At 44.5% G+C, this 26,294-nt stretch carries 22 protein-coding genes and 2 tRNA genes; 10 read left to right on the top strand and 14 right to left on the bottom strand.

The features are described from left to right. Nucleotides 1–13: 13 nt before the first annotated feature. The 4 genes from ACIG3F_RS02335 to ACIG3F_RS02320 are packed head-to-tail and all read right to left on the bottom strand — an operon-like array spanning nucleotide 14 to nucleotide 2,956. Entirely contained in the window at nucleotides 14–541 is a 528-nt protein-coding gene (locus ACIG3F_RS02335) for a pilus assembly protein PilP (protein ID WP_396469209.1), read from the bottom strand. Continuing rightward, nucleotides 541–1,263, bottom strand: a complete 723-nt coding sequence (locus tag ACIG3F_RS02330) for a type 4a pilus biogenesis protein PilO (RefSeq protein WP_396469207.1) — start codon at nucleotides 1,261–1,263, stop codon at nucleotides 541–543. The genes ACIG3F_RS02335 and ACIG3F_RS02330 overlap by 1 nt, the downstream gene beginning before the upstream one ends. Further along, the gene (locus ACIG3F_RS02325; protein ID WP_396469205.1) at nucleotides 1,260–1,898 is read right to left on the bottom strand and encodes a PilN domain-containing protein; all 639 of its coding nucleotides are present in this window, start codon (nucleotides 1,896–1,898) and stop codon (nucleotides 1,260–1,262) included. The genes ACIG3F_RS02330 and ACIG3F_RS02325 overlap by 4 nt, the downstream gene beginning before the upstream one ends. Then, entirely contained in the window at nucleotides 1,898–2,956 is a 1,059-nt protein-coding gene (locus tag ACIG3F_RS02320) for a pilus assembly protein PilM (protein ID WP_005263891.1), read from the bottom strand. The genes ACIG3F_RS02325 and ACIG3F_RS02320 overlap by 1 nt, the downstream gene beginning before the upstream one ends. Nucleotides 2,957–3,121: 165 nt before the next feature. Between ACIG3F_RS02320 and ponA the strand changes: the two genes are divergently transcribed. Continuing rightward, on the top strand, nucleotides 3,122–5,650 hold the full coding sequence (gene ponA / locus ACIG3F_RS02315; RefSeq protein WP_396469203.1) for a penicillin-binding protein PBP1a: 2,529 nt from the start codon (nucleotides 3,122–3,124) through the stop codon (nucleotides 5,648–5,650). A gap of 58 nt (nucleotides 5,651–5,708) precedes the next feature. Here the strand turns inward: ponA and ACIG3F_RS02310 are convergent, their stop codons facing one another. The 9 genes from ACIG3F_RS02310 to ACIG3F_RS02270 form a co-directional block, all read right to left on the bottom strand. Continuing rightward, nucleotides 5,709–6,512 carry a putative RNA methyltransferase gene (locus ACIG3F_RS02310; RefSeq protein WP_396469201.1) on the bottom strand — a complete coding sequence of 268 codons (804 nt, stop codon included), beginning with the start codon at nucleotides 6,510–6,512 and terminating at the stop codon, nucleotides 5,709–5,711. Between the two features lie 58 nt (nucleotides 6,513–6,570). Beyond that, nucleotides 6,571–7,689, bottom strand: a complete 1,119-nt coding sequence (mraY, locus tag ACIG3F_RS02305; RefSeq protein ID WP_253100429.1) for a phospho-N-acetylmuramoyl-pentapeptide-transferase — start codon at nucleotides 7,687–7,689, stop codon at nucleotides 6,571–6,573. After that, nucleotides 7,690–9,093, bottom strand: coding sequence for a UDP-N-acetylmuramoyl-tripeptide--D-alanyl-D-alanine ligase (gene murF / locus ACIG3F_RS02300; protein WP_396469198.1), 1,404 nt, complete (start codon nucleotides 9,091–9,093; stop codon nucleotides 7,690–7,692). Nucleotides 9,094–9,102: 9 nt separating this feature from the next. Then, on the bottom strand, nucleotides 9,103–10,599 hold the full coding sequence (locus ACIG3F_RS02295) for a UDP-N-acetylmuramoyl-L-alanyl-D-glutamate--2,6-diaminopimelate ligase (protein ID WP_396469196.1): 1,497 nt from the start codon (nucleotides 10,597–10,599) through the stop codon (nucleotides 9,103–9,105). Nucleotides 10,600–10,610: 11 nt separating this feature from the next. Further along, nucleotides 10,611–12,434 (bottom strand): penicillin-binding protein PBP3, encoded by a 1,824-nt coding sequence (gene ftsI / locus ACIG3F_RS02290; RefSeq protein WP_004732461.1) that lies wholly within the window; start codon nucleotides 12,432–12,434, stop codon nucleotides 10,611–10,613. Between the two features lie 15 nt (nucleotides 12,435–12,449). After that, nucleotides 12,450–12,716, bottom strand: coding sequence for a cell division protein FtsL (gene ftsL, locus ACIG3F_RS02285; RefSeq protein WP_370940785.1), 267 nt, complete (start codon nucleotides 12,714–12,716; stop codon nucleotides 12,450–12,452). Nucleotides 12,717–12,792: 76 nt separating this feature from the next. Beyond that, nucleotides 12,793–13,704 carry a 16S rRNA (cytosine(1402)-N(4))-methyltransferase RsmH gene (rsmH, locus tag ACIG3F_RS02280; protein WP_004281129.1) on the bottom strand — a complete coding sequence of 304 codons (912 nt, stop codon included), beginning with the start codon at nucleotides 13,702–13,704 and terminating at the stop codon, nucleotides 12,793–12,795. A gap of 184 nt (nucleotides 13,705–13,888) precedes the next feature. Continuing rightward, the gene (locus tag ACIG3F_RS02275) at nucleotides 13,889–14,908 is read right to left on the bottom strand and encodes a sulfate ABC transporter substrate-binding protein (RefSeq protein ID WP_026055777.1); all 1,020 of its coding nucleotides are present in this window, start codon (nucleotides 14,906–14,908) and stop codon (nucleotides 13,889–13,891) included. Between the two features lie 244 nt (nucleotides 14,909–15,152). Continuing rightward, entirely contained in the window at nucleotides 15,153–16,154 is a 1,002-nt protein-coding gene (locus ACIG3F_RS02270; RefSeq protein WP_396469193.1) for a sulfate ABC transporter substrate-binding protein, read from the bottom strand. Nucleotides 16,155–16,546: 392 nt separating this feature from the next. On the opposite strand from ACIG3F_RS02270, the gene ACIG3F_RS02265 reads away from it, so the two are divergent. The 5 genes from ACIG3F_RS02265 (at nucleotide 16,547) to ACIG3F_RS02245 (ending at nucleotide 19,231) form a co-directional block, all read left to right on the top strand. Further along, nucleotides 16,547–16,849, top strand: a complete 303-nt coding sequence (locus ACIG3F_RS02265) for a hypothetical protein (RefSeq protein ID WP_396469191.1) — start codon at nucleotides 16,547–16,549, stop codon at nucleotides 16,847–16,849. A 127-nt stretch (nucleotides 16,850–16,976) separates the two neighbouring features. Then, on the top strand, nucleotides 16,977–18,485 hold the full coding sequence (gltX, locus tag ACIG3F_RS02260; RefSeq protein ID WP_396469190.1) for a glutamate--tRNA ligase: 1,509 nt from the start codon (nucleotides 16,977–16,979) through the stop codon (nucleotides 18,483–18,485). A gap of 57 nt (nucleotides 18,486–18,542) precedes the next feature. Next, nucleotides 18,543–18,618 (top strand) — tRNA-Ala (locus ACIG3F_RS02255). 38 nt (nucleotides 18,619–18,656) lie between these two features. After that, a tRNA-Glu gene (locus tag ACIG3F_RS02250) sits at nucleotides 18,657–18,732 on the top strand. Between the two features lie 157 nt (nucleotides 18,733–18,889). Further along, nucleotides 18,890–19,231, top strand: a complete 342-nt coding sequence (locus ACIG3F_RS02245; RefSeq protein WP_004281123.1) for a membrane protein — start codon at nucleotides 18,890–18,892, stop codon at nucleotides 19,229–19,231. 77 nt (nucleotides 19,232–19,308) lie between these two features. Here the strand turns inward: ACIG3F_RS02245 and ettA are convergent, their stop codons facing one another. Then, the gene (gene ettA, locus ACIG3F_RS02240; protein ID WP_026056536.1) at nucleotides 19,309–20,970 is read right to left on the bottom strand and encodes an energy-dependent translational throttle protein EttA; all 1,662 of its coding nucleotides are present in this window, start codon (nucleotides 20,968–20,970) and stop codon (nucleotides 19,309–19,311) included. A 308-nt stretch (nucleotides 20,971–21,278) separates the two neighbouring features. Here ettA and ACIG3F_RS02235 point away from each other — a divergent pair, with 308 nt between their 5' ends. From ACIG3F_RS02235 to ACIG3F_RS02220, 4 genes are all read left to right on the top strand, one after another. Continuing rightward, nucleotides 21,279–22,556 carry an O-acetylhomoserine aminocarboxypropyltransferase/cysteine synthase family protein gene (locus ACIG3F_RS02235; RefSeq protein ID WP_396469188.1) on the top strand — a complete coding sequence of 426 codons (1,278 nt, stop codon included), beginning with the start codon at nucleotides 21,279–21,281 and terminating at the stop codon, nucleotides 22,554–22,556. Between the two features lie 296 nt (nucleotides 22,557–22,852). Beyond that, the gene (locus tag ACIG3F_RS02230; protein ID WP_004644933.1) at nucleotides 22,853–23,740 is read left to right on the top strand and encodes an SDR family NAD(P)-dependent oxidoreductase; all 888 of its coding nucleotides are present in this window, start codon (nucleotides 22,853–22,855) and stop codon (nucleotides 23,738–23,740) included. 237 nt (nucleotides 23,741–23,977) lie between these two features. Further along, nucleotides 23,978–24,760, top strand: coding sequence for a bifunctional phosphoribosyl-AMP cyclohydrolase/phosphoribosyl-ATP diphosphatase HisIE (gene hisIE, locus ACIG3F_RS02225; protein WP_396469186.1), 783 nt, complete (start codon nucleotides 23,978–23,980; stop codon nucleotides 24,758–24,760). A 15-nt stretch (nucleotides 24,761–24,775) separates the two neighbouring features. Beyond that, nucleotides 24,776–26,278: a 3'-5' exonuclease gene (locus ACIG3F_RS02220; RefSeq protein WP_396469185.1), complete on the top strand. Its 1,503-nt coding sequence runs from the start codon at nucleotides 24,776–24,778 to the stop codon at nucleotides 26,276–26,278. Nucleotides 26,279–26,294 lie beyond the last annotated feature (16 nt).

The following is a 26,294-nucleotide window of genomic DNA, read 5'->3' as shown; positions in this document are numbered from 1 at the left end:
ATTCCTTTAAAACTTATGGCGCCGGCCCGATAAGAACCAGACTTCGCGGACGTTCCACATATCCCTCACGGCCATCTGGAATAATCTCAATCAAATCGATCTGTGTTGGTGTAATTCCAACCACACGACCATGATTAAGCCCCATATAGCTACCACGTTGGATCCGCTCAACCTCACCATCAGGCGTCTGGATTAAAGCCAGAATCTGTCCTGCCTGGTTGCGCATGCTGCCTTTCATGGTCAACGTTTCGAGCGGATAACTTTCTAGCGGTTGCAGTTGACGTGATAGGTTTGGATAAACCCGTTTCCCCGCCATAATTTTCAGTTCAGCAGCCAAAGAGCTGGGTAAAAAAGGACTTTTGATCTGATGTGCTGCATAGTTGAAGGTTTCAACTGGCATAAAATCAGGAGCCGGTTCAATCGGCAAAGGCGGCTGATTACGAATATTGGCCATTTCCTGATTGACTGCATCAATGCGTGAATCACATCCCAATAATAAAAAACTAAGCGTTAAAGCCGAAGTAATTTTAATGTTCTTCATTACTGCACCCCCTGAGTAGTGCTATTAGCTTCAGGCTGCGCTGCAGCACCTTCCGCATTACCGACATAACGATAAGTTTTGGCTTTCACCACATAATCAATGACTGGAATTTCAGATTTTTTCTCTTTGTTTTCAGTACCGGTAATGGTGAAATCATGCAGTGTGACAATACGCGACAAGCCGGCAATACTGCTGACAAAAGAACCAAAAGCGTGATAATCCCCAGTGGCTTCAATTGCAATCGGCTGTTCAATAAAGAACTCTTGTTTAATTTCAGGTTCCAGACGGATATTTTTAAACTTCAGGCCTGAATTCACACCGCTCAGGTTAATATCTTCAACCAGACCCGGAATCTCAGTTTCTTTCGGTAACTGTTCTAACTGCTGGTTAAAACGCGCTTCCATTTCCTGAAGCTGGATTTGATATTGTTGTAAGTTGCGTAATTTGGATTCTTTTTCACGGAATTCATTCAGCAGGTTTTGTTCCTGGGCACTGGCTTGTGAAATTGACTCAATCGTGCTTCTGATCATAACGAAGTAAATCACAGCAAAGGCCAGTGCGACAATAAAAATCCAGCAGGTAATTTTGACCGATAAAGGCCAGCTGCCATAGTTATTTGGATCTAATGTATTGAATTGCTGAAAAAACTTTTCAACAGTCATTTTATTTTTGGGTACAGCGACGACATCCTGGCTGAACTCATCGAATTCTTCATTACTCATGATGATGCCCCCGTAGTTGTAGTGACTGCTTGTTGTTCTTCATTCAGTACTGGCTGAGCGATCTGATCCAGATCTACCGTCACGGTAAAACTACCATAGGACTCTTCCACACGTGGAATAATTGAGCTCGGTGCCTTTTCTTTTGCTTCTTCAGCCACCAGGAAGGCATTCATAAAGGCATTCCGATACCAAGATGAAGCTTCCAAATTACGGAGCAGTTCTGCTACGGTATTAGGACTCTCAGCTCGACCTTCAATGGTAAATTTATCGCCGGTACGCTGAAATTTGGTGATGTACATATTGCTTGGGGTGACCCGCACAATTTCATCAATCAGATGTACTGCAATCGGACGTTGGGTTTGTAAACCTTGAATGAGTTTCATTCGTTCGACAATCGCATTACGCTGCTCTTGCAAACCTTCAAGCGCCTTTAACTGCACATCCAGATTCTGGTTGGTACTTTGAATCAGCTGATTGGCCTGCTCCTGATCCTGAAGCTTGTGATCATAATAAAACCAGGTTGAACCCGCTGCTGCTAAGCCTAAGAAGAGCGCCCCCACGCAGATTGCCACGAATTCATTATTTCTTTTAATTCTTAGCTCATCACGCCAAGGAAGTAAGTTAATTCTTGCCATTAATCAAAACTCCTTAATGCCAAACCGCATGCAACCATGAGTGATGACGCGTCATTTTCAATTTTTTTAATATCAATTTGAGGAGAAAAGCCCATTTGCAAAAATGGATTCGCGATCGTGACACGGTAACCGAGTTTTTGTTGTAATAATTTTGCCAGACCTGGAATATTGGCATTCCCGCCGGCCAGTAAAATATGGTCAATCTCATTAAACTGAGAAGATGAAAAGAAGAACTGCAATGAACGGGCTGCCTGTTGCACCACGGCATCCAGGAAGGGTTCTAGCACTTCAATATCATAATCATCCGGCAAAGCACGGGTTTTTTTAGCACGTCCAGCTTCCTCAAAGGACAATCCATAACGATTCTGAATTTCCTGAGTCAATTGCTTGCCGCCAAACACCTGCTCACGGGTATAAATAATCTTGTTGTTCTGCATCACCGACAAGGTCGTCATACTATGACCGATGTCTAAAATACCAACCGTATTGACCCCCATCGGTAAAGTATCAGAAAATACTTTAAAGGCATTTTCCAGCGCAAAACTTTCTACATCTGCAATCTTAGGCGTTAGACTGCTAATCTCTAAAACTTCAGAACGTGCTTCGACATTTTCAATTCGTGTCGCCACCAGCAATACATTGACCCGGTTCGGATTGGCAAGGCGGTCTGGCAGAACTTCAAAGTCCAGACTCGCTTCATCGAGTGGAAAAGGAATGTATTGTTCCGCATCTTCACGAATCTGAACTTCACGTTCATCATCCGACATGTCTGCATCCATCTCAATGATTTTGGTGATGACCATTGAAGTAGGAATTGCAAAAGCGGCCTGATTCGACTGGGTATTACCCAAATTAATTGCACGCCCAAGGGCATCAGCGACTGCTTCTGGGTTTAAAATGTTTTTTTCAACAACACTGTTTTCCGATAATGGGATCAAAGCATAGCTCTCTACCCAGTAACGGCCACTTTTTACAGAAAGTTCTAAAACCTTAACAGAAGTCGAACTAATATCGACTCCTATTAACCCCTTATTTGGTTTACGATATAACCTGCGCACAATACACTTCCTATTATTTTTTTGTCCCCAATTTAATCTAACTTACCAATTGGTCCAGTCTATAATTTTATATAGATACAATAACTCATCTAACAATATGGATATCGACAGGATATACTGACCGGTAATTAGTTCGCCATTAGCTCTTATTAAAACTTACTTGTTATGAAAAAGCTATCTTGTTCAGGCCTTGTTCATCCATTTTTTTTGATCATTATCATTATACTGATCTCAATTCCGATGGGTTTCTATGGCATGTATCTCTATATTGCCCCATCTTTGCCTGAAATGTCTACGCTTAAAAAGGCCCCTTTATTAAAGCCTTTACAAGTATTTAGTTCAGATAATGAATTAATTGCCGAATATGGAGGCAAGCTTTCTGTTCCCGTGAAATATGAACAAATTCCACCCGAGTTTATTCATGCTTTCCTCGCCGCTGAAGATTCCAGCTTTTTTGAGCATAGCGGAATCAGCTTTAAAAGCTTGGGACGCGCACTCAGTGAGACGGTGACCGGATCGGATGTACAGACCGGTGGTTCGACCATTACCATGCAAGTGGCAAAAAACTATTACCTTAGTCCTGAACGGACGCTGAAGCGCAAACTGACGGAAATTTTTCTGGCCCGTAAAATTGAGCAAAACTTAACTAAAGAAGAAATTCTGACCTTGTATGTCAATAAAATTTTCTTGGGAAAAAATGCTTACGGCATCGCAGCAGCAGCTAAAATTTACTATAACAAGAGTTTAGAAGAGCTTTCAATTGCACAAATGGCCATGATCTCTGGCCTGCCTAAAGCACCCTCTCGATACAATCCGGTCGCCAATCCCAAACGCGCCTTGGAGCGTCGCAACTGGATTTTGGGTCGTATGCTGCAATTGGGCTATTTAAATCAGAGCCAGTATCAGCAAGCTATTGCTGAACCGGTAAATTTAGATATGCCTGATCGGAGTACCCGTAATAAATTTCCTTATGTCGGTGAAATGGTGCGTTCTGAACTGGTACAAAACTTTGGTGAACAGGCGGTAGATTCTGGTTATAAAGTCTATACCACCATCCATAGCGAACGTCAGGCCTATGCGGAACAAGCCGTACAGGAAGGTTTAGAAGCCTATGACCGTCGACATGGCTGGCGTGGTGCTGAAGCACATGATCAACCCCTCGACAAGTTCCGTGCCTATGCCAATACCTATCCTGCGCAAGTAACAAAGGTAGGCACTTCCAGCTTTGAAGCACTCATGCAGGACGGAAGCAGCGTGACTGTTCCCTGGTCAGGTATGTCTTGGGCACGTCGCTTTCGCAACGTCAACAGTGTAGGTGGTGCACCGAGCAAAGCGTCCGAGATTGTCAAAGTCAAAGACATTATTCGTTTAAGACCCAATGAAAATAAAACCTCTTGGTCATTGGTGCAGATCCCCAATGTGCAAGGACAATTGATTGCCATCAACCCAAATAATGGTGCGATTGAAGCCATTGTCGGGGGATATAATTTTTATCAGTCAAAATTTAACCGTGCAACCCAAGGCTGGCGTCAACCCGGTTCTACCATTAAGCCTTTTGTTTATGCCTTGGCTTTAGAACGTGGTATGACTCCGCATACCATGGTGAATGATGCGCCTATTACTATTGGTAAATGGAGTCCGCGTAATTCGGATGGTCGTTATTTAGGGATGATTCCTTTACGTCGTGCTTTATATCTGTCACGTAACACGGTTTCAGTTCGCCTATTACAAACCGTCGGTATTGAGCGTACACGTCAGTTATTTATGGATTTTGGCTTGCAGGATAATCAGATTCCACGTAACTACACCATTGCTCTAGGTACACCTCAGGTTTTACCAATCCAGATGGCCACTGGTTATGCTACGTTCGCCAATGGCGGTTATCGGATTCAGCCACATTTTATTACGCGTATCGAAGACGCCTATGGCAAGACTATTTTTGAGGCTAAGCCTGAATATGCCTGCATCTCGTGTATTAATGCTCAGGAAGAAAGCCCTCAACCAACAGGCGCGCTCACTCCTGATGATGAAGCAATTGAAATCAATAACAAAACCTTAGCACAGAAACCAGAGACACCAAAAATCTCGGCTGAAGACAGTAATTACCGTCAGGCAGAACGTATTCTAAAATCTAGTTCTGCTTATGATATGGCCAATATCCTGCGTGATGTGATTCAGCATGGTACAGGACGTGCTGCTTTAAGAATTGGTCGTAGCGATATTGGAGGTAAAACCGGTACCACCAATGATGCCAAAGATGCCTGGTTTGCAGGTTTTAATGGCAAGCTGGTCACCGTTGCCTGGGTCGGTTTCGATCAGCCAAAAACTTTAGGTCGCCGTGAATACGGTGGCGTAGCAGCCTTACCAATCTGGACCGACTTTATGGGTAATGCCTTAAAAGGTACACCAGAAGCTTGGGTTCGCCTGGATCGTAATGCCAAGGCGCCAATTAACCGTAATAAAGTAGTACAAGGTGAGCAGGAACAGCATGATCCGTCGTCTCCACCTTTAGCGACGCCTCTGTATCGACCTGCTCCGGTTGTGATACCTAAACGACAAAGCAATGATTTTGAAGATTTGCCTGATCAGGAAATTCGCATACCGGATGATGAAAGAGTAGCGCCAAGAGACCAGCCACTACAGCCAAATCGGGTGGTGGATCCTTTGGAAAACTTGATTGAAGAAATTGAATAATCTGAACCAATAAAAAATCCCTCATTATTGAGGGATTTTTTATTTCTGGATTTTAAATTTATTTCTTCTGAAATACATAAATCTGGAATTGAGCCATTAAATCGAATTGATCCTGCTGCTCAAGTGCCAGACGGCGTTCAGGTTTAGCTTTATAAGCATAAGGGGTCATGGTAATCAGGTTTTTTAAATCTGCTTGAGCTAAAGTCATTGGCGCATCAATCACCTGTTCACTTACCAGATTAAATACATCCTGCAACTGCTCAACAAATTTATGTGGCTCGTGTGCTTTTACTTCCTCAAATAAGGCTTCACGCATCGCATATAAATGTTGTGGTGCAGGGGTTACCACCATCAAATAAGATTTTGGCTTTAATACCCGTAAGATTTCTTGTTTCGGAATTGGGCTAAATAAGCTGGTACACAGATCAATGGATTGATCCAATACCGGCAAGGTCGCCCCTGTTCCTACCACCCAGGTAATTTCTTTATTCAGTTTAGCTGCAACCTGAACTGCATTTTTGGCAATATCTACACCGACGCATTGCATCACTTCAGCCTGCAAGGCATTGGTGTAATAACCTTCGCCACAACCAATATCGAGCAGATTTTCAATCCGCAGCTCACGGATTTTCTTGACCACAGCCTGTTGCAGAGGTGCATAGTGACCTGCGCTCAGAAATGCACGGCGTGCCTGCACAGATTCAGGCGTATCACCCGGATTTTTACTATGTTTATGCTGCACTACATGCAGATTCACATAACCCTGCTTGGCTATATCATAGCTATGCTGATTGTCACAGCGCCATGTACGTTCATTTAAGCGTAACTGCTCACGACAAACAGGACACATCAGTAGGTTCATTTTTTAATTTCTCCAAAACAAAAAAGCCGGCATGCGCCGACTTTTTCAAATGCATTTCTTAGCGTAATTTTAAGGTCATTAGACCCAAAACTACCAGCATAATCGTAATAATCCAGAAACGGATCACCACCTGGGTTTCACGCCAGCCTTTCTTTTCATAATGATGATGTAGCGGCGCCATCAGGAATACACGTTTATTACGCATTCTTAATGAACCGATTTGCAAGAACACTGAAACCGCTTCCACCACAAAGACACCGGCCATAATCGCAAATACGATTTCCTGACGAACCATGACGGCAATCGTACCGAGCATCGCACCGAGAGATAAAGCACCGACATCACCCATAAATACTTGAGCCGGATGGGCATTGTACCAAAGGAAAGCCAGACCTGCCCCGATCATGGCAGCACAGACCACCACCAGTTCAGACGAATATTTCACATAAGGAATATGCAGATAATTGGCAAAGCGCACATCACCGGCCAGATAGGCAAATACGCCCAGACCCGTAGCAACCAGCACGATTGGCATAATCGCCAGACCATCCAGACCATCGGTCAGGTTCACGGCATTGGATGCGCCATTAATCACGAAGTAAGTGAAAATAATGAAGCCAATACCCAACGGGATCATCGACAATGGAATGCTTAAGTCTTTAAAGAATGGAATCAGCAGATCCAGCATATTCGCGGTATGCACCGGATTACTCTGTTGCTGCGCAATCACATACAAGGCAATACCAGCACCCAAAGAACCCACTGAAGTCCAGAAGAATTTTTTCTTCGCAGGCAAACCGGCATTGTCTTTATAACGGATTTTAATCCAGTCATCAGCCCAGCCAACGGCACCGAAAATCACCATCACACCCAGCACAATCCAGACATAAGGATTGGAAAGATCCGCCCAGAGTAAAGTTGAGATACCAATCGAAAGTAGGATCAGCACCCCGCCCATCGTCGGTGTACCCATTTTCTTGGCATGGTTTTCAGGAGCATATGAGCTGACTGCCTGACCATATTTCAGCGCCTGCAGCTTGCGAATCATCACAGGACCAAGCACAAGACCGATGGTCAATGCCGTCAAGACACTGAGCAAAGCACGTAAAGTTAAATAACGAACCACCTGAAACGTGCTGTCAAAGCCCGCCAAATGTTCAAAGAGCCATAACAGCATTTAGAGTTTCTCCATCAATGCAGCCATCAATGTTTCCATATGGGTAAAACGCGACCCTTTAAACAGGAATGACATCGGCTGAGGTTGATGTGTTTCAATCAAATCAATTAAAAATGGCAAGGCCTGCTCCTGATTCAGGAAAGCCTGCATTTTTTTACCATATTGTGTACTACGAGCACCTTCTTGTGCTGCCGGAGCGAATTCACCCACAGCCACCACAAAATTAATGCCTTTCACCGAGACCAGATCCCGACCGAGCTTGTAATGCTCAATTGCGGCAGATGAACCGAGTTCACCAATATCGCCGGTGACCATCACCCGGATGCCCTGCTGCTGCGCCAGAACTTCAGCCGCTGCACGCATCGAACCCGGATTGGCATTGTAGGTGTCGTCAATAAATAAATAGTCTTTGTGCGGAATAAAGTTTAAGCGACCTTTAGCACCGACTGCCTGTTCCAGGCCAGCCACGATATCATCAAGATTAATACCAATCGCCAAGGCAAATGCAGCAGCAGCTGTGGCATTTTCAACATTATGTTCGCCAGCAAATGGCAACTGAACTGTTTTCGAGCCTTGTAGCGTATTCAGGGTAAAGCTTGAAGATTGAGCTTCAAGCACCATATCGCTGGCATAGACTTCACCACCAGCACCAAAACTCAAACTTTTTTCAGTTTTTACTGCAGCACGAATCGTTTCAGCAAAATCATCGGCAGCAGGAATAATCGAAGTCTCAGCGATATGCGCATAAATCTCCGATTTTGCACGGCAAATTCCGTCACGGCCACCAAATTCACCTAAATGCGCAGTCCCGATATTAATGATCCCGGCCACATGCGGCTGCACCATTTTCGAGGTGTAATCAATTTCACCCTGATGACTTGCACCGAGTTCCATCACTGCATATTGATGTTCAGGACGCAGCTCCAGCAACATTACCGGCACGCCAAGGTCATTATTCAAATTACCACGCGTCACCAAGGTCGGCGCAAGACGAGACAAGATGCTACCCAGCATTTCCTTAGTCGTGGTCTTGCCACTACTGCCGGTCAATGCAATCACTTTGAGTTGAGGATTCTGCTGACGGCGATAAGCGCCCAACGATCCCAATGCCAGACGGGTATCTTCTACCACCAATTGGCAAATATCGGCATCCACCGGACGGCTGACAATGGCAATTTCACAACCTTGAGCCGCGACTTGCGCAATAAAGTCATGCGCGTCAAAACGCTCGCCTTTCAGCGCAAGAAAAGCATCACCTGATTCTGCATCACGTGAATCAGTCAAAATCCGCTTGACCTGGCCTGCAGGCTTTTTATCATTCAGCCAGTAGCCTTGGGTAGCCTGCTGTAATTGTTCTATGCTCCACGGCTCCAGCGCCGCAGTACTTGTTGTTGAGGTATGCATATCTGAATCCTAATGCGCTGAATAGGCTGAATCTGTGTTGCAATGCTGGGCATCAATCGCAGCTTGCACTTCGATCACGTCATCAAACCAGTGACGTATGCCATCAATTTCCTGATAATTTTCGTGACCTTTCCCTGCGATCACGACAATATCACCCGCCTGTGCGTGTTTAACCGCAAACTTGATCGCTTCACGACGGTCATGAATTTCATGATAGGTTTTGCCGGAAAAATCAATGCCATTTTTCATATCAGCAAAAATTTGTGCCGGATCTTCCGTCCGCGGGTTATCAGAAGTGAGTACTGCGATATCCGAACCCTCCAATGCTGCTTGAGTCATCAGTGGACGTTTACCACGATCACGGTCGCCGCCACAGCCGAAAACAGCCCAGAGATTTTGTGAAACATGACGTTTCAAGGTCACCAGAACCTGGATCAAAGCATCTGGGGTATGCGCATAATCCACCACAAACAGGCGCTCGCCATCACGCAGCACCTGCATCCGACCGGGCGCACCTTTAAGCTGTGGCACAGTTGCAATTAAACTTTCCAAGTCAAATCCGGCCTGTTCCGCCATGATCAGACTGGCGATCAGATTTTCAATATTGAAATGTCCCAGCAATGGACTGTTAACCACATATTCAGCAGAGGCAGTTTTCAGCTTAAAGGTCGCACCTGAAATGCTGTACTGAATATCCTGAACCTGATAATCAGCTTTTTGTGTAGTGGAATAAGTCAAAATTTTAGGCTGTGCCGGATTATTTTTCGCAGCATCCCGCATGATCTGTGCATGTTCGTCATCAATATTGATGACAGCCACTTTTAAAGATTCAAACCGGAATAAACGTGATTTTGCTTCTGCATAAGCTTGCAACGTACCGTGATAATCCAGATGGTCACGGCTTAAATTACTATAACCAGCAATCTCGATATCACAGCCATTCAAGCGACCTTGTTCCAGACCATGTGAACTGGCTTCAATCGAGGCAAATTCTGCACCGGCCTGCGCATAGCCATGCAAGGCATTTTGCAGTTGCAGGGCATCCAGGGTGGTATGTGAAGATGCTTCCAGATTTGGCAGAATGCCGTTACCTGTAGTGCCCATCACCGCACAGGCTTTACCTTGCAGCATGATGAATTCAGCCACCAAGCGAGAAATCGTAGTTTTACCATTGGTGCCAGTGACTGCAAGAATACGCGCAGCCGTAACGGGTTGGGTTGCTTGCAAATACTGCTTTTGCCATTGCCCCATTAGATGACGTACATCTGCTACCACCAAATTTGGAGATACATCCAGCTCAGTTTCTGAAATCACAGCCAATGCACCCTGCTCTAAAGCTTTCTGGGCGAATTGAGCAGTTTTTTCCGGTTGTGACAGACTGGTTAGGGCAATAAAAACCTGTCCCGGTTTGACTTTACGACTATCCAGCTCGAAGCCCTGAAAGGATGGCTTCATCCATTCAGCGACATCGTGAGGGGTGTAGAGATCTTGAAATGTAATAGACATTGATCACCTATTTACTGGACTTTGGGAGGTTCTAAAGGTTTGTCCAGAGGGACATTCAGCAGACGTAAGGATTCCTGCATCACGCGGGCAAAGACCGGTGCAGATACCGTACCGCCATAGTAAGTGCCTTGTGGATTTTCTACCACCACCACCATGGCGATCCGTGGATCACTGACGGGTGCTACGCCGGCAAATAAAGCCCGGTATTCACTGGTTGAATAACCTTTACGGTCGGCACGCAACTTATGTGCAGTACCGGTTTTACCTGCTACGCGATAACCAGGGATGGTGGCGCGAGTCGCCGTACCACCTGGCAAAGTTGCGGTTTCCATCATCAGCAGCACCTGATCGGCAATATTGGCATCGATCATCTGCTCACCCTGCGGCTGTTCTTCCAGCTTATACAGACTTAACGGCATTTTTACGCCCTTATTGGCAAGCATGGCATAGGCATCGGCCAGCTGAAGTACCGTCGCATTCAGACCATAACCATAGGACATGGTCGCCACTTCTGACACATTCCATTTGCTAGGAGGCAGAATCAGACCGGCACTTTCACCCGGGAATTTCACCGCTGACCGCTGACCAAAACCCAGACGTTTATAGAAGGTTGGTAAGGTTTCATAAGGCAGCGACAAGGCCAGTTTCGCCACACCAACGTTAGAAGATTTCTGCAGAATACCCCCGAGCGTTAACTGACCATAGTTATGTGTATCACGGATGGTATGATTACCGACCCGCATACTGCCCGGTGTGGTATTCACGACTGAATTCGCCGTATATTTGCCACTTTCCAGCGCCATCGCTACAGTAAGTGGCTTCATGGTTGAACCCGGCTCGAAAGAATCGACTGCACCGCGGTTACGCATGGCATCCTTATTAAGTAAGCTGTTTTTATCATTCGGGTTATATGATGGCCATGATGATAGCGCCAGAATTTCACCGGTTTTGACATCTACCGCAATTGCAGTCGCTGAACGGGCATTATTGGCGACACCGGCCGCCGTCAGCTCACGGTACATAATATATTGCAGACGCGAGTCGATACTCAGGGTGATGTTTTCGCCCGGTTCAACTTCTTTAATCACTTCAGGTTCTTTGACCCGGTTGCCTTTTTTATCGCGAATGATCTGCTGCTCGCCATCCTTTCCAGAAAGACGGCTATTCAGCTGCATTTCCAGACCTTCAATGCCGCTGCCTTCGCTATTGGTCAGGCCAATAATCTGAGAGTTCGGCTGTGGCTGCGGATAATATCGCTTATAGTTTTTCTCGGTATATACACCCTGAAAATTACGCTTCATGATCAGTTCGGCCTGTTGTGGCGGAACTTCTTTTTTCAGGATCAGATAACGTGAACGCGGACGTTCTTGCATTTTTTTACGCAGTTCTGCCCGGTCCATACCGACTGCATCCGCCAGTTCATCCAGATTCAGGTTTTTATCTGGCAATTGACGTTTCAGTTTGCGGCTATTCGGTTCTTTTTCCAGCGCCAGCATGGTCTCGTCATAGAGTTTTTTATTGTCAAAATAATCACGTGGATCAATCACAATTTTCATGATTGGGGTACTGATCGCCAATGGAATGCCATTACGATCATAAATTACGCCACGCATTGCCTTGATGGTATTGGTTCTTAAAATATTGGCATTGGCTTTATTTTGCAAAAAATCTTTATTAATAATCTGTACATAGAAAGCACGGCAAATCAGTGTCACAAAACACAGCAACACCACCGCCCACATGATGTAAAAACGATTGATATAAACATTTGAGGCATTTTTGTCGGTGACCGATTGTTTTTTACGTACCGGTTGCTTCTTTCTCTTGTCTACCATGTCGGAACGCTAACCTTATTTTTTCTCATCTGAAGTTTGTGGTAAGGAAATCACGACACTTTGTGAAACCGGAGGTGAATACATACGCAGCTGTGTCACTGCACGCGTACCGATCTGTGCCGTCGCGCCAAAAGTTTGCTGCTCAATCAGCAAACGCCCCCACTCTGCATTCAGGTCATCCCTTTCACGCAGATAGGTACTCAGCTTTCTGTTGTCCTGACGGTATTCAAATACCTGAAATACCACAAATACTGCACTGATGAAGACCATCAATATCAGCATGAGATAGATTGTAACTTTTTTCAGCCACAATTTTTCTGTTTTTTTATCAACCACTTCCGTTTTCATGATCTGCCTATTAAGCTAAACGTTCTGCTACCCGGAGCCATGCGCTACGTGAACGAGGATTGGCTTTGACCTCCTCATCACTGGCTTTAACACGAGAAACTTTCTTTAAACGTCGCGTATCTTTCTGTTGTTGTGGCATTCCCCAGCCTGAATCCTCTTCAAGCGTTGACTCTTTTTGAATAAATTGTTTAATCAAACGGTCTTCCAGTGAATGGAAGCTAATCACCGCCAAACGTGCTTCAGGTTTCAAGATTTCAACGGCCTGAGGCAAGAAGATTTCAATATCTTCTAATTCCTTATTAATAGCAATACGAATCGCCTGGAAAGTACGGGTCGCAGCATGCTTATTTTTTTCCCATTTCGGGTGCGCTACTTTTACAATCTCAGCCAGCTTTGCCGTGGTATCAATATATCCAGCAGCTTTAATCGCTTTGGCAATACGGCGACTATAACGCTCTTCACCATATTTAAAAATGATATTCGCCAGTGCTTCTTCTTCAATCTGGGTCAGCCATTCTGCTGCGGTCGGACCTTGCGAGTTATCCATGCGCATATCCAGCGGGCCATCTTTCATAAAACTGAAACCACGTTCAGCCTGATCCAGCTGCGGTGAAGAAACACCAAGATCCGCCATCACCCCATCGACGTGTTCAATGCCCAGTTCAGCCAATGCATCTTTCAGATCAGCAAAACTGGCATGAATAATTTTAAAACGTGAATCTTCTTGTTCGAGTTCAGCCGCTACAGCCAGTGCTTGTGGATCTTTATCAAAGGCATAGACGCGTGCATTTTCATCTAATTTAGACAGTAATAAACGCGTATGTCCACCACGGCCAAAGGTACCATCCACATAAGTTCCCGTATTGCGACCCGCCAACAAGGCATCAATCGTTTCGTGAAGTAATACAGAAATATGTGACATAAAAACTCAATCAATAGGGGGAAAAATTTAACTGCACATTATCACCCTGTTTAAGCAAAGCTCCAAACGACTTTTTGTAGATAAATATTACTTTCCATAGAGAAAACCGTTTTAGCATTTTTCTCATACAAAAAAGCCTCCGGTTTTGGAGGCTTTTTTCAATCAAGATGATTTCGCAGATCAATTAACGTTTGCTGTTATAAATCTGGTCGAAAATTGCACCATTCACAAAATGGGTTTTCTGTGCATTGGCCCAACCACCAAAGACTTCATCAATGGTAAAGGTTTTGATTTTCGGGAACTGTGCCGAATATTTCGCTAATACTTTTTCATTACGCGGACGATAGAAATGTTTAGCTGCCATTTCCTGACCCAATGGTGAATACAGGTAATTGATATAACCCGTTGCTAACCATTTATTGCCATTTTTCTCTACCGTACGATCCACAATCGCCACTGAGGGTTCAGTCAAAATCGTAATTGATGGATAGACGATATCAAACTTGTTTTTACCCAAGGTTTTTTGCGTCACTAAGGCTTCATTTTCCCAAGTCAACAATACATCGCCAATCCCACGCTCGGCAAAGGTGGTCATTGAAGCACGTGCAGCAGAATCCATCACTTTCACGTTCTTATAAAGTTTGCCGACAAAGTCCTGTGCTTTAGCTTTATTGCCACCTGGCTGTTTCTCGGCATAACCCCATGCAGACAGATACACCCAACGCGGCAAACCACCCGTTTTCGGGTTTGGCGTAATAATTTGCACGCCTGGTTTTGTTAGGTCATTCCAGTCCTTGATACCTTTCGGGTTGCCCTTGCGGACCATGAATACGATCGTCGAGGTATAAGGTGCCGAGTTGTGTGGGAATTCTTTTTGCCAACCTGGCTGAATCTGGCCAGATTTTACAATTTCTTCGATGTCATTGGCGAGTGCCAAAGTTACCACATCACCTTTCAAGCCATCGACCACAGAACGTGCCTGTTTGCCCGAACCGCCATGTGACTGCTTGAAATTCACATCCAGACCGGTGCGGTTTTTCCAGTAAGCGCCAAATGATTTGTTAAATTCATCATAGAACTCACGCGTGGCATCATAGGATACATTCAGAAACTGACGGTCTGCTGCTTGTGAAGCAGTCGCGGTCATGCCTAAACCAGTCGCCAATAAGGCAGCACTAAATAACGATTTTAATTGAGTTTTCATGGCAGCACGGAGTTTATCTTCATTAGATATAACTATATGAAATAAAATCATTTATCGCAATTCACCCTACAACATCACAACACGATAAAATGAAAGGTTTTTCTGACTTAATATTTTGTTTTTAAAAGGAAAATACAGTTTATTATTCTACTTATATCTAATATATAGAATTTTATGCATTAGATATAAAGAAAATGGATAACACTTTGGCCATTTTCTTTATTGTATTTAGACTACAGCTTACTTATCTTTTTTCATTGTAAATCTGGTCATAAATCGCCCCATTGATAAAATGCGTTTTTTGCGCTTTGGCCCAACCACCAAAAACTTTATCAATGGTAAAGGTCTGAATTTTCGGGAACTGAGCCGAATATTTGGCGGCGACTTTGGCATCCCCTGGACGGAAGAAATATTTCGCAGCAAGCTCCTGCCCTTTTGGTGAATATAAATAGTTCAAATAGCCTTTTGCCAGATGGGTATTGCCATTTTTATTCACGTTTTTATCGACAATCGCTACCGATGGCTCGGCCAGAATTGAAATCGATGGATAGACGATATCGTATTTGTCTTTACCCAGACCTTGGGTCGCCAGCAAGGCTTCATTTTCCCAGGATAAAAGCACATCACCAATGCCGCGCTCGGCAAACGTGGTCAGCGAACCACGGGCACCGGAATCGAGTACTTTGACATTTTGATAAAGTTTTTTCACCAGTTCTTTGGCTTTCGCATCATTACCGCCGGGCTGTTTCAGTGCATAACCCCAAGCAGACAGGTAGATCCAACGCGGCGCGCCACCGGTTTTCGGGTTTGGGGTAATAATATCCACACCCGCTTTGGTCAGATCATTCCAGTCTTTGATTTGCTTTGGATTCCCTTTACGCACCAAGAATACAATCGTAGACGTATAAGGTGCCGAATTACTCGGAAACTCTTTTTGCCAACTTTTCTCGATTAAACCTGCATTAACGATTTCTTCGATATCATTGGCTAAGGCCAAGGTCACGACATCGGCCTGCAAACCATCGACCACTGAACGCGCCTGCTTGCCTGAACCACCATGCGACTGTTTAAAATTAACCGTTTGTCCGGTTTTCTGCTTCCAGAACTTGCCAAATTCTTCATTATATTCCTGATAAAATTCACGGGTCGGGTCATAAGAGACATTCAGGAAATCTTTAGCGACGGAATTCTGTACTGCTGTTCCCACTAAAATTGTCAAGATTGTAGATGCTATTATTTTTTTCATCTTATGTAACTCATTGTTTATATGACCCGCACTATACAAATCAAAATAAACATAACAATCATATATTTATAACAATATCTACAATCTATTTCTGATTTTGAGATATCTACTAACAATTAAATTCGGATACATATTCTGTTAGAAAAGTAATCTTCTGCTACAATATAAGACAGTTCTTCACGTTCTCTTCACAGTTGTCTGTTAAAAATAGGCCACCAAAACAGGAAATTACGATTTTTGGTAATTTTCCACAGAGTTATATTATTTCTTTTGTAAAAAATGTGACTTGGTTCTACTTCTTTATGATCAACTGTGATTAAATTGTAGACAGACTATTAAAAAAACATTTTTAACAAAATAAAACCAACCAGAAGTAAGGAGGAAGTTTGGATATGAAATTTACATTATTCACAGCCAGCATCCTAAGCCTGATTATGTTGTTCTCGATTCAACTCGGTCATGCCGTCATTGTGAAGACAGATTTGCCGAAGCCTACAGTAAGCACTGTTGAAAGCAAGACTTCGCCGATTGAAAAAGCGATTCAGCAACAAAAAACTGAAAAAACACTTCAAACAGAAGATAATCTAAAAGTCTTAACTGCATTTAAAGCCGCACCTTCGCAAAATTTCTTTGCAGAACAGAATTACCGCTTCACCCGCTTTGTCCAAAGTATTTTTTCGAGCGCTCATTCTTAATCAGCATCAACAGCGCTGAATATTCCCGGATTTAAAAGCCATATCACTCAATGTTGAATAAAGCATTAAGTGATGTGGCTTTTTCGCTATAATAGCTGCAATTTTATATCTAAGATTAGATCCGGCTATGACTGTTCGTACTCGTATTGCACCTTCTCCTACTGGTTTTCCGCATGTAGGTACTGCCTATATCGCCTTGTTTAACTTATGTTTTGCTAAACAGCATGGTGGTGAATTCATTCTTCGTATTGAGGATACTGACCAACTGCGCTCAACGCCTGAATCTGAAAAAATGATCCTGGATTCATTGCGTTGGCTGGGTCTAAACTGGTCTGAAGGTCCTGATGTCGGTGGCCCGCATGCGCCGTACCGCCAGTCAGAACGTATGGATATCTATAAAAATTATGCCTTGGAACTGGTAGAGAAAGGTCATGCCTTCTACTGTTTCGCAACTGCTGAAGAACTGGATCAAATGCGTGCAGAACAGCAGGCACGTGGTGAGTCGCCACGTTATGACGGTCGCGGTCTGAATCTTTCTCAAGAAGAAGTGGAGCGTCGTTTGGCTGCTGGTGAAGCACATGTGATTCGCATGAAAGTACCAACTGAAGGCGTATGTAAATTCAATGATATGCTACGTGGTGAAGTCGAGATTCCATGGGCACAAGTAGACATGCAAATTCTACTAAAAACTGATGGCCTCCCAACCTACCATTTAGCAAACGTGGTGGATGACCATTTGATGCAAATCACCCACGTAATCCGTGGTGAAGAATGGATTCCCTCTGCGCCGAAACATCAGTTACTGTATCAATATTTCGGTTGGGAAATGCCGGTACTGTGCCACATGCCACTGCTGCGGAACCCGGATAAATCTAAGCTGTCTAAACGTAAAAACCCGACCTCAATTAACTATTACAGAGACATCGGTGTACTACCTGAAGCCTTGTTGAATTATTTGGGTCGCATGGGCTGGTCAATGCCAGATGAAAGTGAAAAATTCACTTTGGCTGAAATGATTGAACATTTTGATATCAAACGTGTATCACTCGGTGGTCCGATCTTTGATGTCGAGAAATTAAACTGGTTAAATGGTCAATGGATCAAAGCACTCAGCCCGGCTGAACTTCTAGACACCTTATTGACCTGGAAAGCGGATCGTGCCAAGTTAGAAGAAATTGCAGCTGCGATTCAACCACGTATCAACCTGCTGTCTGAAGCAGTGAACTGGTCTGCACATTATTTCAACCACTTCCCGACCCTGTCTAAAGAACAGTTTGAAAGCAAGAAACTGTCGGATGAACAGGTACGTCAAAGTCTTCAATTCGCAATTTGGCGTCTGGAAAGTCTGTTCACCTGGAATAACGACACGGTGAGTCAGACCTTGATGGATCTGGCGACACAGATGGAAATCAAGTTACGTGATTTCATGCCTGCGTTCTTTATTGCCATTGCCGGTTCGACTGCGTCTACACCAGTGATGCAAACGATGGTGACCATTGGTCCTGATTTAACCTTTGCACGTTTACGTCATGCGCTAGAAATTGTCGGTGGTCCAAGCAAAAAAGAGCTGAAAGTCTGGGAAAAACTCAATGAAAGCTTAAAGTTGCCGAAAAATGAAGCAGTTGATCAAGCTTAATTAATTTTTGTGTTGACGTGTGAGCGCGATATCCCTAATATAGCGCTCACACAGACTGGGGTCATAGCTCAGTTGGTAGAGCGCTACAATGGCATTGTAGAGGTCAGGAGTTCGATCCTCCTTGACTCCACCAAATCAAGTCTTGCTTTAGCTGTGTTATTTGCCTCAATTGTCCCTATCGTCTAGAGGCCTAGGACATCGCCCTTTCACGGCGGTAACCGGGGTTCGAATCCCCGTAGGGACGCCATATTCAAGATGACTATAATATATTGTTGTCATCTTATAAAAAACCCAAGCATTGCGACTTGGGTTTTTTATTGCCTGTATATTTTATGTTGGGCAATATTTCGGTTTCTTCGCATCTTCCGATAAAATAATCAGTAATTTAGAATTTTGGAGTTGTAATGCAATATCGTTGCCCTAAGTGTCAAAGCCCGAAAATCATGCCAGTGGCCCAGCCAGGTCAAGCAGCTCCACGTCCAGTGGTTCCTAAAAGCTTAATGTTTCTGGTCCCTGCCCTGTTCCTGTTGTTATTGCTGGTGATTATTAGTATCGCGATGTGGATTTTTGGCGATGGTGCAGGTACCACTTTACAGACTGCGACTGTGATCGTCTTTATTCTTTCTTTGATCGCAGGCTTTATGTTCTATAAGGACTTACCTGATTTTAAAATTTCAATGCAGGCATTCATGCAAACCCAAAAGAAATGGAAATGCCGTGAATGTAATCATGAGTGGGAAATCTAATTTACCCTCCACCATATAATAAACATAAAAAAACCAGCCCTGAGGCTGGTTTTTTTATTTACAAAAGTCGGAGATGATTAAACACCGATTTTACGATATTTTTGACGCTTCGCGACAAGGTCATCACCATCTCGTTTACGACGGTATTCTTCGAATTCAGCATAGTTACCTGTGAAGAATTCAGGTGTTTCACCTTCGAATGACAAGATGTGCGTCGCAATACGGTCCAGGAACCAACGGTCATGCGAGATCACCATCACAGTACCTGGGAATACCAGAATGGCATCCTCAAGTGCACGCAAGGTTTCGATATCCAAGTCGTTCGATGGTTCATCGAGTAGGATAACGTTAGCACCCATTTGCAGGATTTTCGCAAGTTGTAAACGGTTACGCTCACCACCTGACAATTGACCTACACGCTTTTGCTGATCCTGACCTTTAAAGTTAAAGCGACCGATATACGCACGTGATGCAATTTCGTATTCGCCAATCTTCAAGATATCCAGACCACCAGACACTTCTTCCCAAACGGTTTTGTTGTTATCTAAGGTGTCACGGATCTGACCGACATAAGCCACTTTAACCGATTCACCCAGTGTTACCGTACCGGTATCTGGTTGCTGTTCACCAGTCATCATACGGAATAGCGTGGTTTTACCTGCACCGTTTTCACCCACGATACCCACAATTGCAGCAGGTGGTACTGTGAAAGTTAAATCTTTGTACAGTAAGCGATCACCAAACGATTTGCTGATGCCTTCAACTTCTACAACCTTGTTGCCCAGACGTGGACCAGGTGGAATGTAGATTTCAGAGGTTTCATTACGCTGTTGGAATTCGCGTGAGTTAAGCTCTTCAAAACGCTCCATACGCGCTTTGTTTTTCTTTTGCTGACCTTTAGCGTTTGAACGAACCCATTCAAGTTCTTTTTTCAACGCCTTAGCAAAAGATTCTTCTTGCTTGTTTTCTTGCTCTAAACGGGCATTTTTCTGCTCAAGCCAAGAAGAATAGTTACCTTGATACGGAATACCCATACCACGGTCAAGCTCCAGAATCCATTCTGCAACATTATCCAGGAAGTAACGGTCATGCGTAATCGCGACGATGGTACCCGGGAAGTCTTTCAAGAAACGTTCCAACCAAGATACAGAAGAAGCATCTAAATGGTTCGTCGGTTCATCGAGAAGTAACATGTCGGGTTTAGACAGAAGCAAACGGCACAGTGCCACACGGCGGCGCTCACCACCTGAAAGCTTAGATACATCTGCATCCCAAGCAGGCAGGTTCAATGCTGCAGCCGCTTGATCCATCTGGTTGGCAAGGTTATGCGCATCCCAGGTCTGGATAATCGCTTCAAGCTTCTCTTGTTCTTTCGCAAGTGCATCGAAATCAGCATCTTCTGCTGCATATTCAGCAAAGACTTCATCTAGACGTGCCAAGGCATCAAGAGGTTCACGTAAACCATCTTCGACGTTACCACGAACGTCCTTTGTTTCATCTAAAGGTGGTTCTTGCTCAAGATAACCGATTTTTGTACCCGGTTGCGCACGTGCCTCACCAGAGAAATCTTTATCTACGCCCGCCATAATACGAAGCAAGGTAGATTTACCTGCACCGTTTAAACCAAGCACACCAATTTTAGCGCCTGGGAAAAATGATAAGGAGATGTCTTTCAGGATTTCGCGCTTAGGCGGAACCATCTTCGACACTCGGTTCATCGTGTAAATATATTGGGCCACGTAGGACTCCTCAACTGAAAAACCAAATGGGGTTAAAACAACCACCCCAGCTCAAAAATGAGCGAAAAAATAATCGGCTATTATACGCAGAAAGCTGCGAAAACATAAGCCATTGCCATGAACTTCAATGCATTGTTACAAGTTTCTTGCTGATGTTTTTTTAAACAATTGTTTTCAGTAGAATAAATGACTCAAATCCAAGTCGATATATGAATATTTCATATATTTATTTCAATAAAATTGCACTTTTACTTATATGTGAAAATGCTACACTCAAGCCATAAACTTAAACAAGAAGATCAAACAGAATGACTTATAAAGCAGAAACCCTTGCGATTCATGCAGGTTATACCCCAGAAGCAACCACCAAAGCTGTGGCAGTGCCGATTTACCAAACCACGTCTTATGCCTTTGACAATACTCAACATGGGGCCGATCTCTTTGATTTAAAGGTTCAGGGCAATATCTATACCCGAATTATGAACCCGACCACTGCGGTTCTGGAACAACGTGTTGCAGCACTCGAAGGCGGGATCGGAGCACTGGCTTTGGCCTCTGGCATGGCTGCGATTACCTATGCCATTCAGACCATTTCTGAAGCTGGTGACAACATTGCTTCTGTGTCAACACTATATGGCGGTACCTATAACCTCTTTGCACATACCCTACCAAAACAGGGCATTGAAGTCCGTTTCTTTGATTATGAAAAGCCGGAAAGTCTGCGTGACTTGATTGATGAAAAAACCAAACTGGTTTTTGTTGAATCGATTGGTAATCCACTGGGTAATATTATTGATCTGGAAGCCATTGCTAAAATTGCACATGAATATGGCGTACCGGTGATTGTCGACAATACCGTTGCCACCCCAGTACTACAAAAATCTTTCGACTTTGGTGCAGATATTGTGGTGCATTCCCTGACCAAATATATCGGCGGTCATGGCAATTCAATTGGTGGCATCATTGTGGATAGCGGTAAATTCCCGTGGGGTAAATACCCTGAACGTTTCCCTGCCCTGAATACGCCTGATCCAAGCTACCACGGCGTGAACTATGTCGAAGTTTTAGGAGAGGCGGCTTATATCGCCCGTGCCCGTGTAGTGCCACTGCGCAATACCGGCGCTGCGATCAGTCCACAGAATGTATTCCTGATTCTGCAAGGTCTGGAAACCTTAAGCCTACGGATGGAACGTCATACTGAAAACGCACTGAAAGTCGCTGAATATCTGCAAAAACATCCTAAAGTGAAATGGGTTAATTACGCCGGCCTGAAAGATCACCCACAGCATGCCTTGGCACAGAAATATGTGAAAGGTAAACCGTCTGCCATTCTGACCTTTGGGGTAGAACATGGTCTCGAAGGCGGCACATGTTTTATTGATGCCCTGCAATTGTTCACGCGTCTGGTCAATATCGGCGACGCTAAAAGTCTGGCCTGCCATCCGGCGACCACTACACATCGTCAGCTGAATGCCGAGGAGTTAAAATCGGCAGGTGTCAGTGAGGATATGGTACGTTTATCCATTGGAATTGAACATATTGATGACCTGATTGCCGATCTGGAACAAGCGCTGGCGACCGTTTAAAAACGGTGCCCGAGCCGATTCGAAACCTCATCATTTTGGTGAGGTTTTTTTATTTATTTTCTAAAACAGCCACTTGCTTTGCTTTTTATTTTCATGTTAAAAGTTAAATGAAAGAGTGAACACAAATAGAGCAATTACTCTAATTTTTATTTTAATTTCAATAGTTTAATTTATAGATTTTCCTGAAGAATTGGTTATCATATCTGGACTCACCTTCGCTCTCATCTTCTGTTAGAGCGCCATAGACCTTTAATAAAAATAATTTGAACGCTGACTTCAAATTAGGGATAACAAACGTGAAAACTAGACTACACAAACAACTGGAAAAACGTGTTGCAGGTAAAACCGTCCTGATTACCGGTGCATCCAGCGGTATTGGTTTAACGACAGCACATCAACTGGCGGATGCAGGTGCCCATGTTTTACTGGTAGCCCGTACTCAGGAAACCCTAGAACAAGTAAAATCAGAAATTGAAGCCAAAGGCGGCAAAGCCTCAATCTTTCCATGTGATTTAAACAATATGGAAGCGATTGATGAAGTTTCCAAACAGATTATTGCCTCAGTCGATCATATTGATATTCTGATTAATAATGCGGGCCGTTCGATTCGCCGTGCCGTACATGAATCGGTAGATCGTTTTCATGATTTTGAACGGACCATGCAGCTGAACTATTTCGGCGCGGTGCGTCTGGTAATGAATATCCTGCCGCAAATGATGATTCGTCGTGCAGGTCACATTATTAACATTAGTTCGATTGGCGTACTGGCGAATGCTACCCGTTTTTCGGCCTATGTCGCATCAAAAGCTGCGCTGGACGCCTTTAGCCGCTGCCTGTCTGCAGAAGTGCATTCGCATAAAATCGCAATCACGTCGATCTATATGCCTTTGGTGCGCACCCCGATGATTGCGCCGACCAAAATCTATAAATATGTACCGACGCTTTCTCCGGAACAGGCGGCTGACCTGATTGCCTATGCGATTGTGAAACGTCCGAAGAAAGTGGCGACCGGTTTGGGCCGTCTGGCTTCCATTACCTATTCAATTGCACCGGATATCAACAATGTCTTGATGTCGATTGGCTATAACCTGTTCCCAAGTTCAACTGCATCTGTGGGTCAACCGCAAAAACTGAACTTAGTGCAAAAAGCATATGCGCGTTTGTTCCCGGGCGAACACTGGTAATTTTTTATACGGTTTTCATACGAATAATTTAATGGAAATGCGAGCCGCCGACCGGGCGGCTTTTCTATGTCTCAGTTTTGCAAGATATGGAATAAAGTGAACTGATTTAAAAAACCACGACACAGCCTGTCCTGATCGATACAGATTTTTGCCGCAAATGCTGCGAGATCACGTACACTATCAGCGGATATTTCCTATCCGTATTTTTATATTTTGATTGAAATGATGGAAACCCTTATGAACAACGCGCAATGGCTCGATGAAGTAAAATTTAACGAACAAGGATTAGTCCCTGCCATTGCCCAGCATCATCAAACTGGACGCGTGTTGATGGTGGCCTGGATGAACCGTGAAGCCTTGGCTTTAACTGCCGAAAAAAATCAGGCGGTGTATTTCTCCCGTTCACGCAATAAGTTATGGCATAAGGGCGAAGAATCAGGACATTTTCAGACCGTACATGAAATCCGTCTGGACTGTGATGCCGACGTGATTGTGCTGCAAATTGAGCAGCATGGCGGCATTGCCTGCCATACTGGCCGTGAATCATGCTTCTATCGCAAGCTCACGCCAAATGGCTGGGAAATTGTCGATGCACAGTTGAAAGACCCGTCTGCGATTTATGGCGAAAAATCCACGAATCCGCATACGCTGGCGATGGAAGCGTCAACCGCCCAATCTGAACAGGTCGAAGTTTTGTCTTATCTGGGCCAGATGATGGCAGAACGCAAACAGGCCGATCCGGACTCCTCTTATGTAGCCAAGCTGTACCATAAAGGTTTAAACAAGATTCTAGAAAAAGTCGGTGAAGAAAGTTTTGAAACTGTGCTGGCAGCCAAAGACTTTGACCAGAATGCTTCGGCAGATCATAAAAATGACCTGATCTATGAAGTGGCAGATCTTTGGTTCCATACTATCGTCATGCTCGGCTATTTCGACTTGGATGTGCAATTGGTATTAAATGAACTGGCTCGTCGCCAAGGCTTATCCGGCCTGGTTGAAAAAGCCAATCGTCAGCATTAAGCCTTGAATTCATCTGTGTCTGATTTAAAAAAACCGACCGCGACCTATGAGCAGGCGACTGCCATTGATAATGCACGTCTGGGCAAATCCTTTAAAGTGATTGCCTATGCCGGCACAGGTAAAACAACTACCTTGCAAATGATTAGTGATGCCATGCCGCAAAGACTTGGCATGTATCTGGCTTTTAACAAGGCCATTGCCAGTGAAGCGCAAGCCAAATTTCACCGGGGTGTCGATTGCCGTACTTTTCACTCGCTGGCGTTTCGTAGTGTTCCACGTGGAGTCACCGACAAACTGCGTCTGCCACGCTTGAGTCCAAGTTTTATTGCCAAAGAATACCGGCTTGAACCGATGACCATGCGCCGCATGATGGGTGGGCGTTATGAAAAATATGTCTTGATGCCATCACGACTGGCAAGTTTGGTCGCCAATGCGGTCGGCTATTTCTGCTCGACCAGTTCGCAGTATCCTGCCCCACGGCATATTCAGGCGCCGAGCTGGTTGCATCCGGATGATATCGAGACTTTACAGAAGAAACTTTATCCGGCAGTCGAACGACGCTGGCTAGAGTCAATTGATCCAAATCATCAGGCCGGCATCGGTCATGACATTTACCTGAAGCTCTGGGCACTGTCTGAACCGGATATCCCGGCCGATTATGTGCTATTCGATGAGGCACAGGATGCCGATCCCTTAATGCTGGGGATTTTGCTGAAACAGCGCAGCACCCAGGTGATTTATGTCGGAGACGCGCATCAGCAGATTTATGCCTGGCGTGGTGCAGTCAATGCCATGCAGCAACTGCCTTTACCTGAATCGCGCCTGACCACCTCATTTCGTTTTGGTCCTGAAATTGCCCTAAATGCCAATGCCATTTTAGGTGCCCTCAATGAGACCGTGCCTTTGCTTGGCAATCCATTGTTAGATTCTAAAGTCGTAAATAAACCGCACACCAAAATGCGTGATGCAATTTTATGCCGAACCAATGCCCGCGCCATGGAACTGTTATTAGCAGGTTTAGTTCGTGGCGATAAAGTCAGCCTGCAAGCCGATCACGTCAAACTGAATCGTTTTGTCGATGCGGCTGCCATGCTGAAACAGGGTAAACGGGTCGTTGATGTACCGGAACTGGCCTGGTTTAACTCCTGGCATGATGTCCATGAATACTGTGAAACCAATGAAGGCAGTGACATCAAGCCACTGGTCAAACTGGTGGACGAGCATGGCACCGATCCGCTGAAAAAAGCCCTAGCTAAAATCACCCCGATTGCCCAAGCTGACTATATTATTTCCACGGCGCACAAGGCCAAAGGTCTGGAATGGGATCGGGTTCATATTGAAGATGACTATCAGTTTAAGCTGAATGAAAAAGACCATAAAATTAGTGATGAAGAATTAAGATTACTTTACGTGGCCTGTACACGTGCTAAAGTGAGTTTAAATATTCATCACATTTATGACCTGATTCAGCAACTGAAGATCAAAATGCCGCAGTCGCTTCGGCAGGCAGTCGGTTAAAGTGCATGGCATGGAT

The organism is Acinetobacter sp. NPDC052428 (assembly GCF_044547685.1).
GTDB classification, from domain to species: domain Bacteria; phylum Pseudomonadota; class Gammaproteobacteria; order Pseudomonadales; family Moraxellaceae; genus Acinetobacter; species Acinetobacter lwoffii_G.
The sequence above is the reverse complement of the archived record's forward strand: the minus strand, read 5'-3'. Positions and strand labels throughout refer to the sequence as shown.

What these genes read in the sequence shown, in the direction of transcription:
- ftsL (WP_370940785.1), bottom strand. Translation starts at nt 12,716, where the DNA reads ATGCTGATATTGATGGTCTTCATCAGTGCAGTATTTGTGGTATTTCAG.
- hisIE (WP_396469186.1), top strand. Translation starts at nt 23,978, where the DNA reads ATGAACAACGCGCAATGGCTCGATGAAGTAAAATTTAACGAACAAGGA.
- ACIG3F_RS02235 (WP_396469188.1), top strand. Translation starts at nt 21,279, where the DNA reads ATGACTTATAAAGCAGAAACCCTTGCGATTCATGCAGGTTATACCCCA.
- ACIG3F_RS02295 (WP_396469196.1), bottom strand. Translation starts at nt 10,599, where the DNA reads ATGTCTATTACATTTCAAGATCTCTACACCCCTCACGATGTCGCTGAA.
- gltX (WP_396469190.1), top strand. Translation starts at nt 16,977, where the DNA reads ATGACTGTTCGTACTCGTATTGCACCTTCTCCTACTGGTTTTCCGCAT.
- ACIG3F_RS02275 (WP_026055777.1), bottom strand. Translation starts at nt 14,908, where the DNA reads ATGAAAACTCAATTAAAATCGTTATTTAGTGCTGCCTTATTGGCGACT.
- ACIG3F_RS02265 (WP_396469191.1), top strand. Translation starts at nt 16,547, where the DNA reads ATGAAATTTACATTATTCACAGCCAGCATCCTAAGCCTGATTATGTTG.
- mraY (WP_253100429.1), bottom strand. Translation starts at nt 7,689, where the DNA reads ATGCTGTTATGGCTCTTTGAACATTTGGCGGGCTTTGACAGCACGTTT.
- ACIG3F_RS02325 (WP_396469205.1), bottom strand. Translation starts at nt 1,898, where the DNA reads ATGGCAAGAATTAACTTACTTCCTTGGCGTGATGAGCTAAGAATTAAA.
- ACIG3F_RS02335 (WP_396469209.1), bottom strand. Translation starts at nt 541, where the DNA reads ATGAAGAACATTAAAATTACTTCGGCTTTAACGCTTAGTTTTTTATTA.
- ACIG3F_RS02310 (WP_396469201.1), bottom strand. Translation starts at nt 6,512, where the DNA reads ATGAACCTACTGATGTGTCCTGTTTGTCGTGAGCAGTTACGCTTAAAT.
- rsmH (WP_004281129.1), bottom strand. Translation starts at nt 13,704, where the DNA reads ATGTCACATATTTCTGTATTACTTCACGAAACGATTGATGCCTTGTTG.
- ACIG3F_RS02330 (WP_396469207.1), bottom strand. Translation starts at nt 1,263, where the DNA reads ATGAGTAATGAAGAATTCGATGAGTTCAGCCAGGATGTCGTCGCTGTA.
- ftsI (WP_004732461.1), bottom strand. Translation starts at nt 12,434, where the DNA reads ATGGTAGACAAGAGAAAGAAGCAACCGGTACGTAAAAAACAATCGGTC.
- murF (WP_396469198.1), bottom strand. Translation starts at nt 9,093, where the DNA reads ATGCATACCTCAACAACAAGTACTGCGGCGCTGGAGCCGTGGAGCATA.
- ACIG3F_RS02245 (WP_004281123.1), top strand. Translation starts at nt 18,890, where the DNA reads ATGCAATATCGTTGCCCTAAGTGTCAAAGCCCGAAAATCATGCCAGTG.
- ponA (WP_396469203.1), top strand. Translation starts at nt 3,122, where the DNA reads ATGAAAAAGCTATCTTGTTCAGGCCTTGTTCATCCATTTTTTTTGATC.
- ACIG3F_RS02270 (WP_396469193.1), bottom strand. Translation starts at nt 16,154, where the DNA reads ATGAAAAAAATAATAGCATCTACAATCTTGACAATTTTAGTGGGAACA.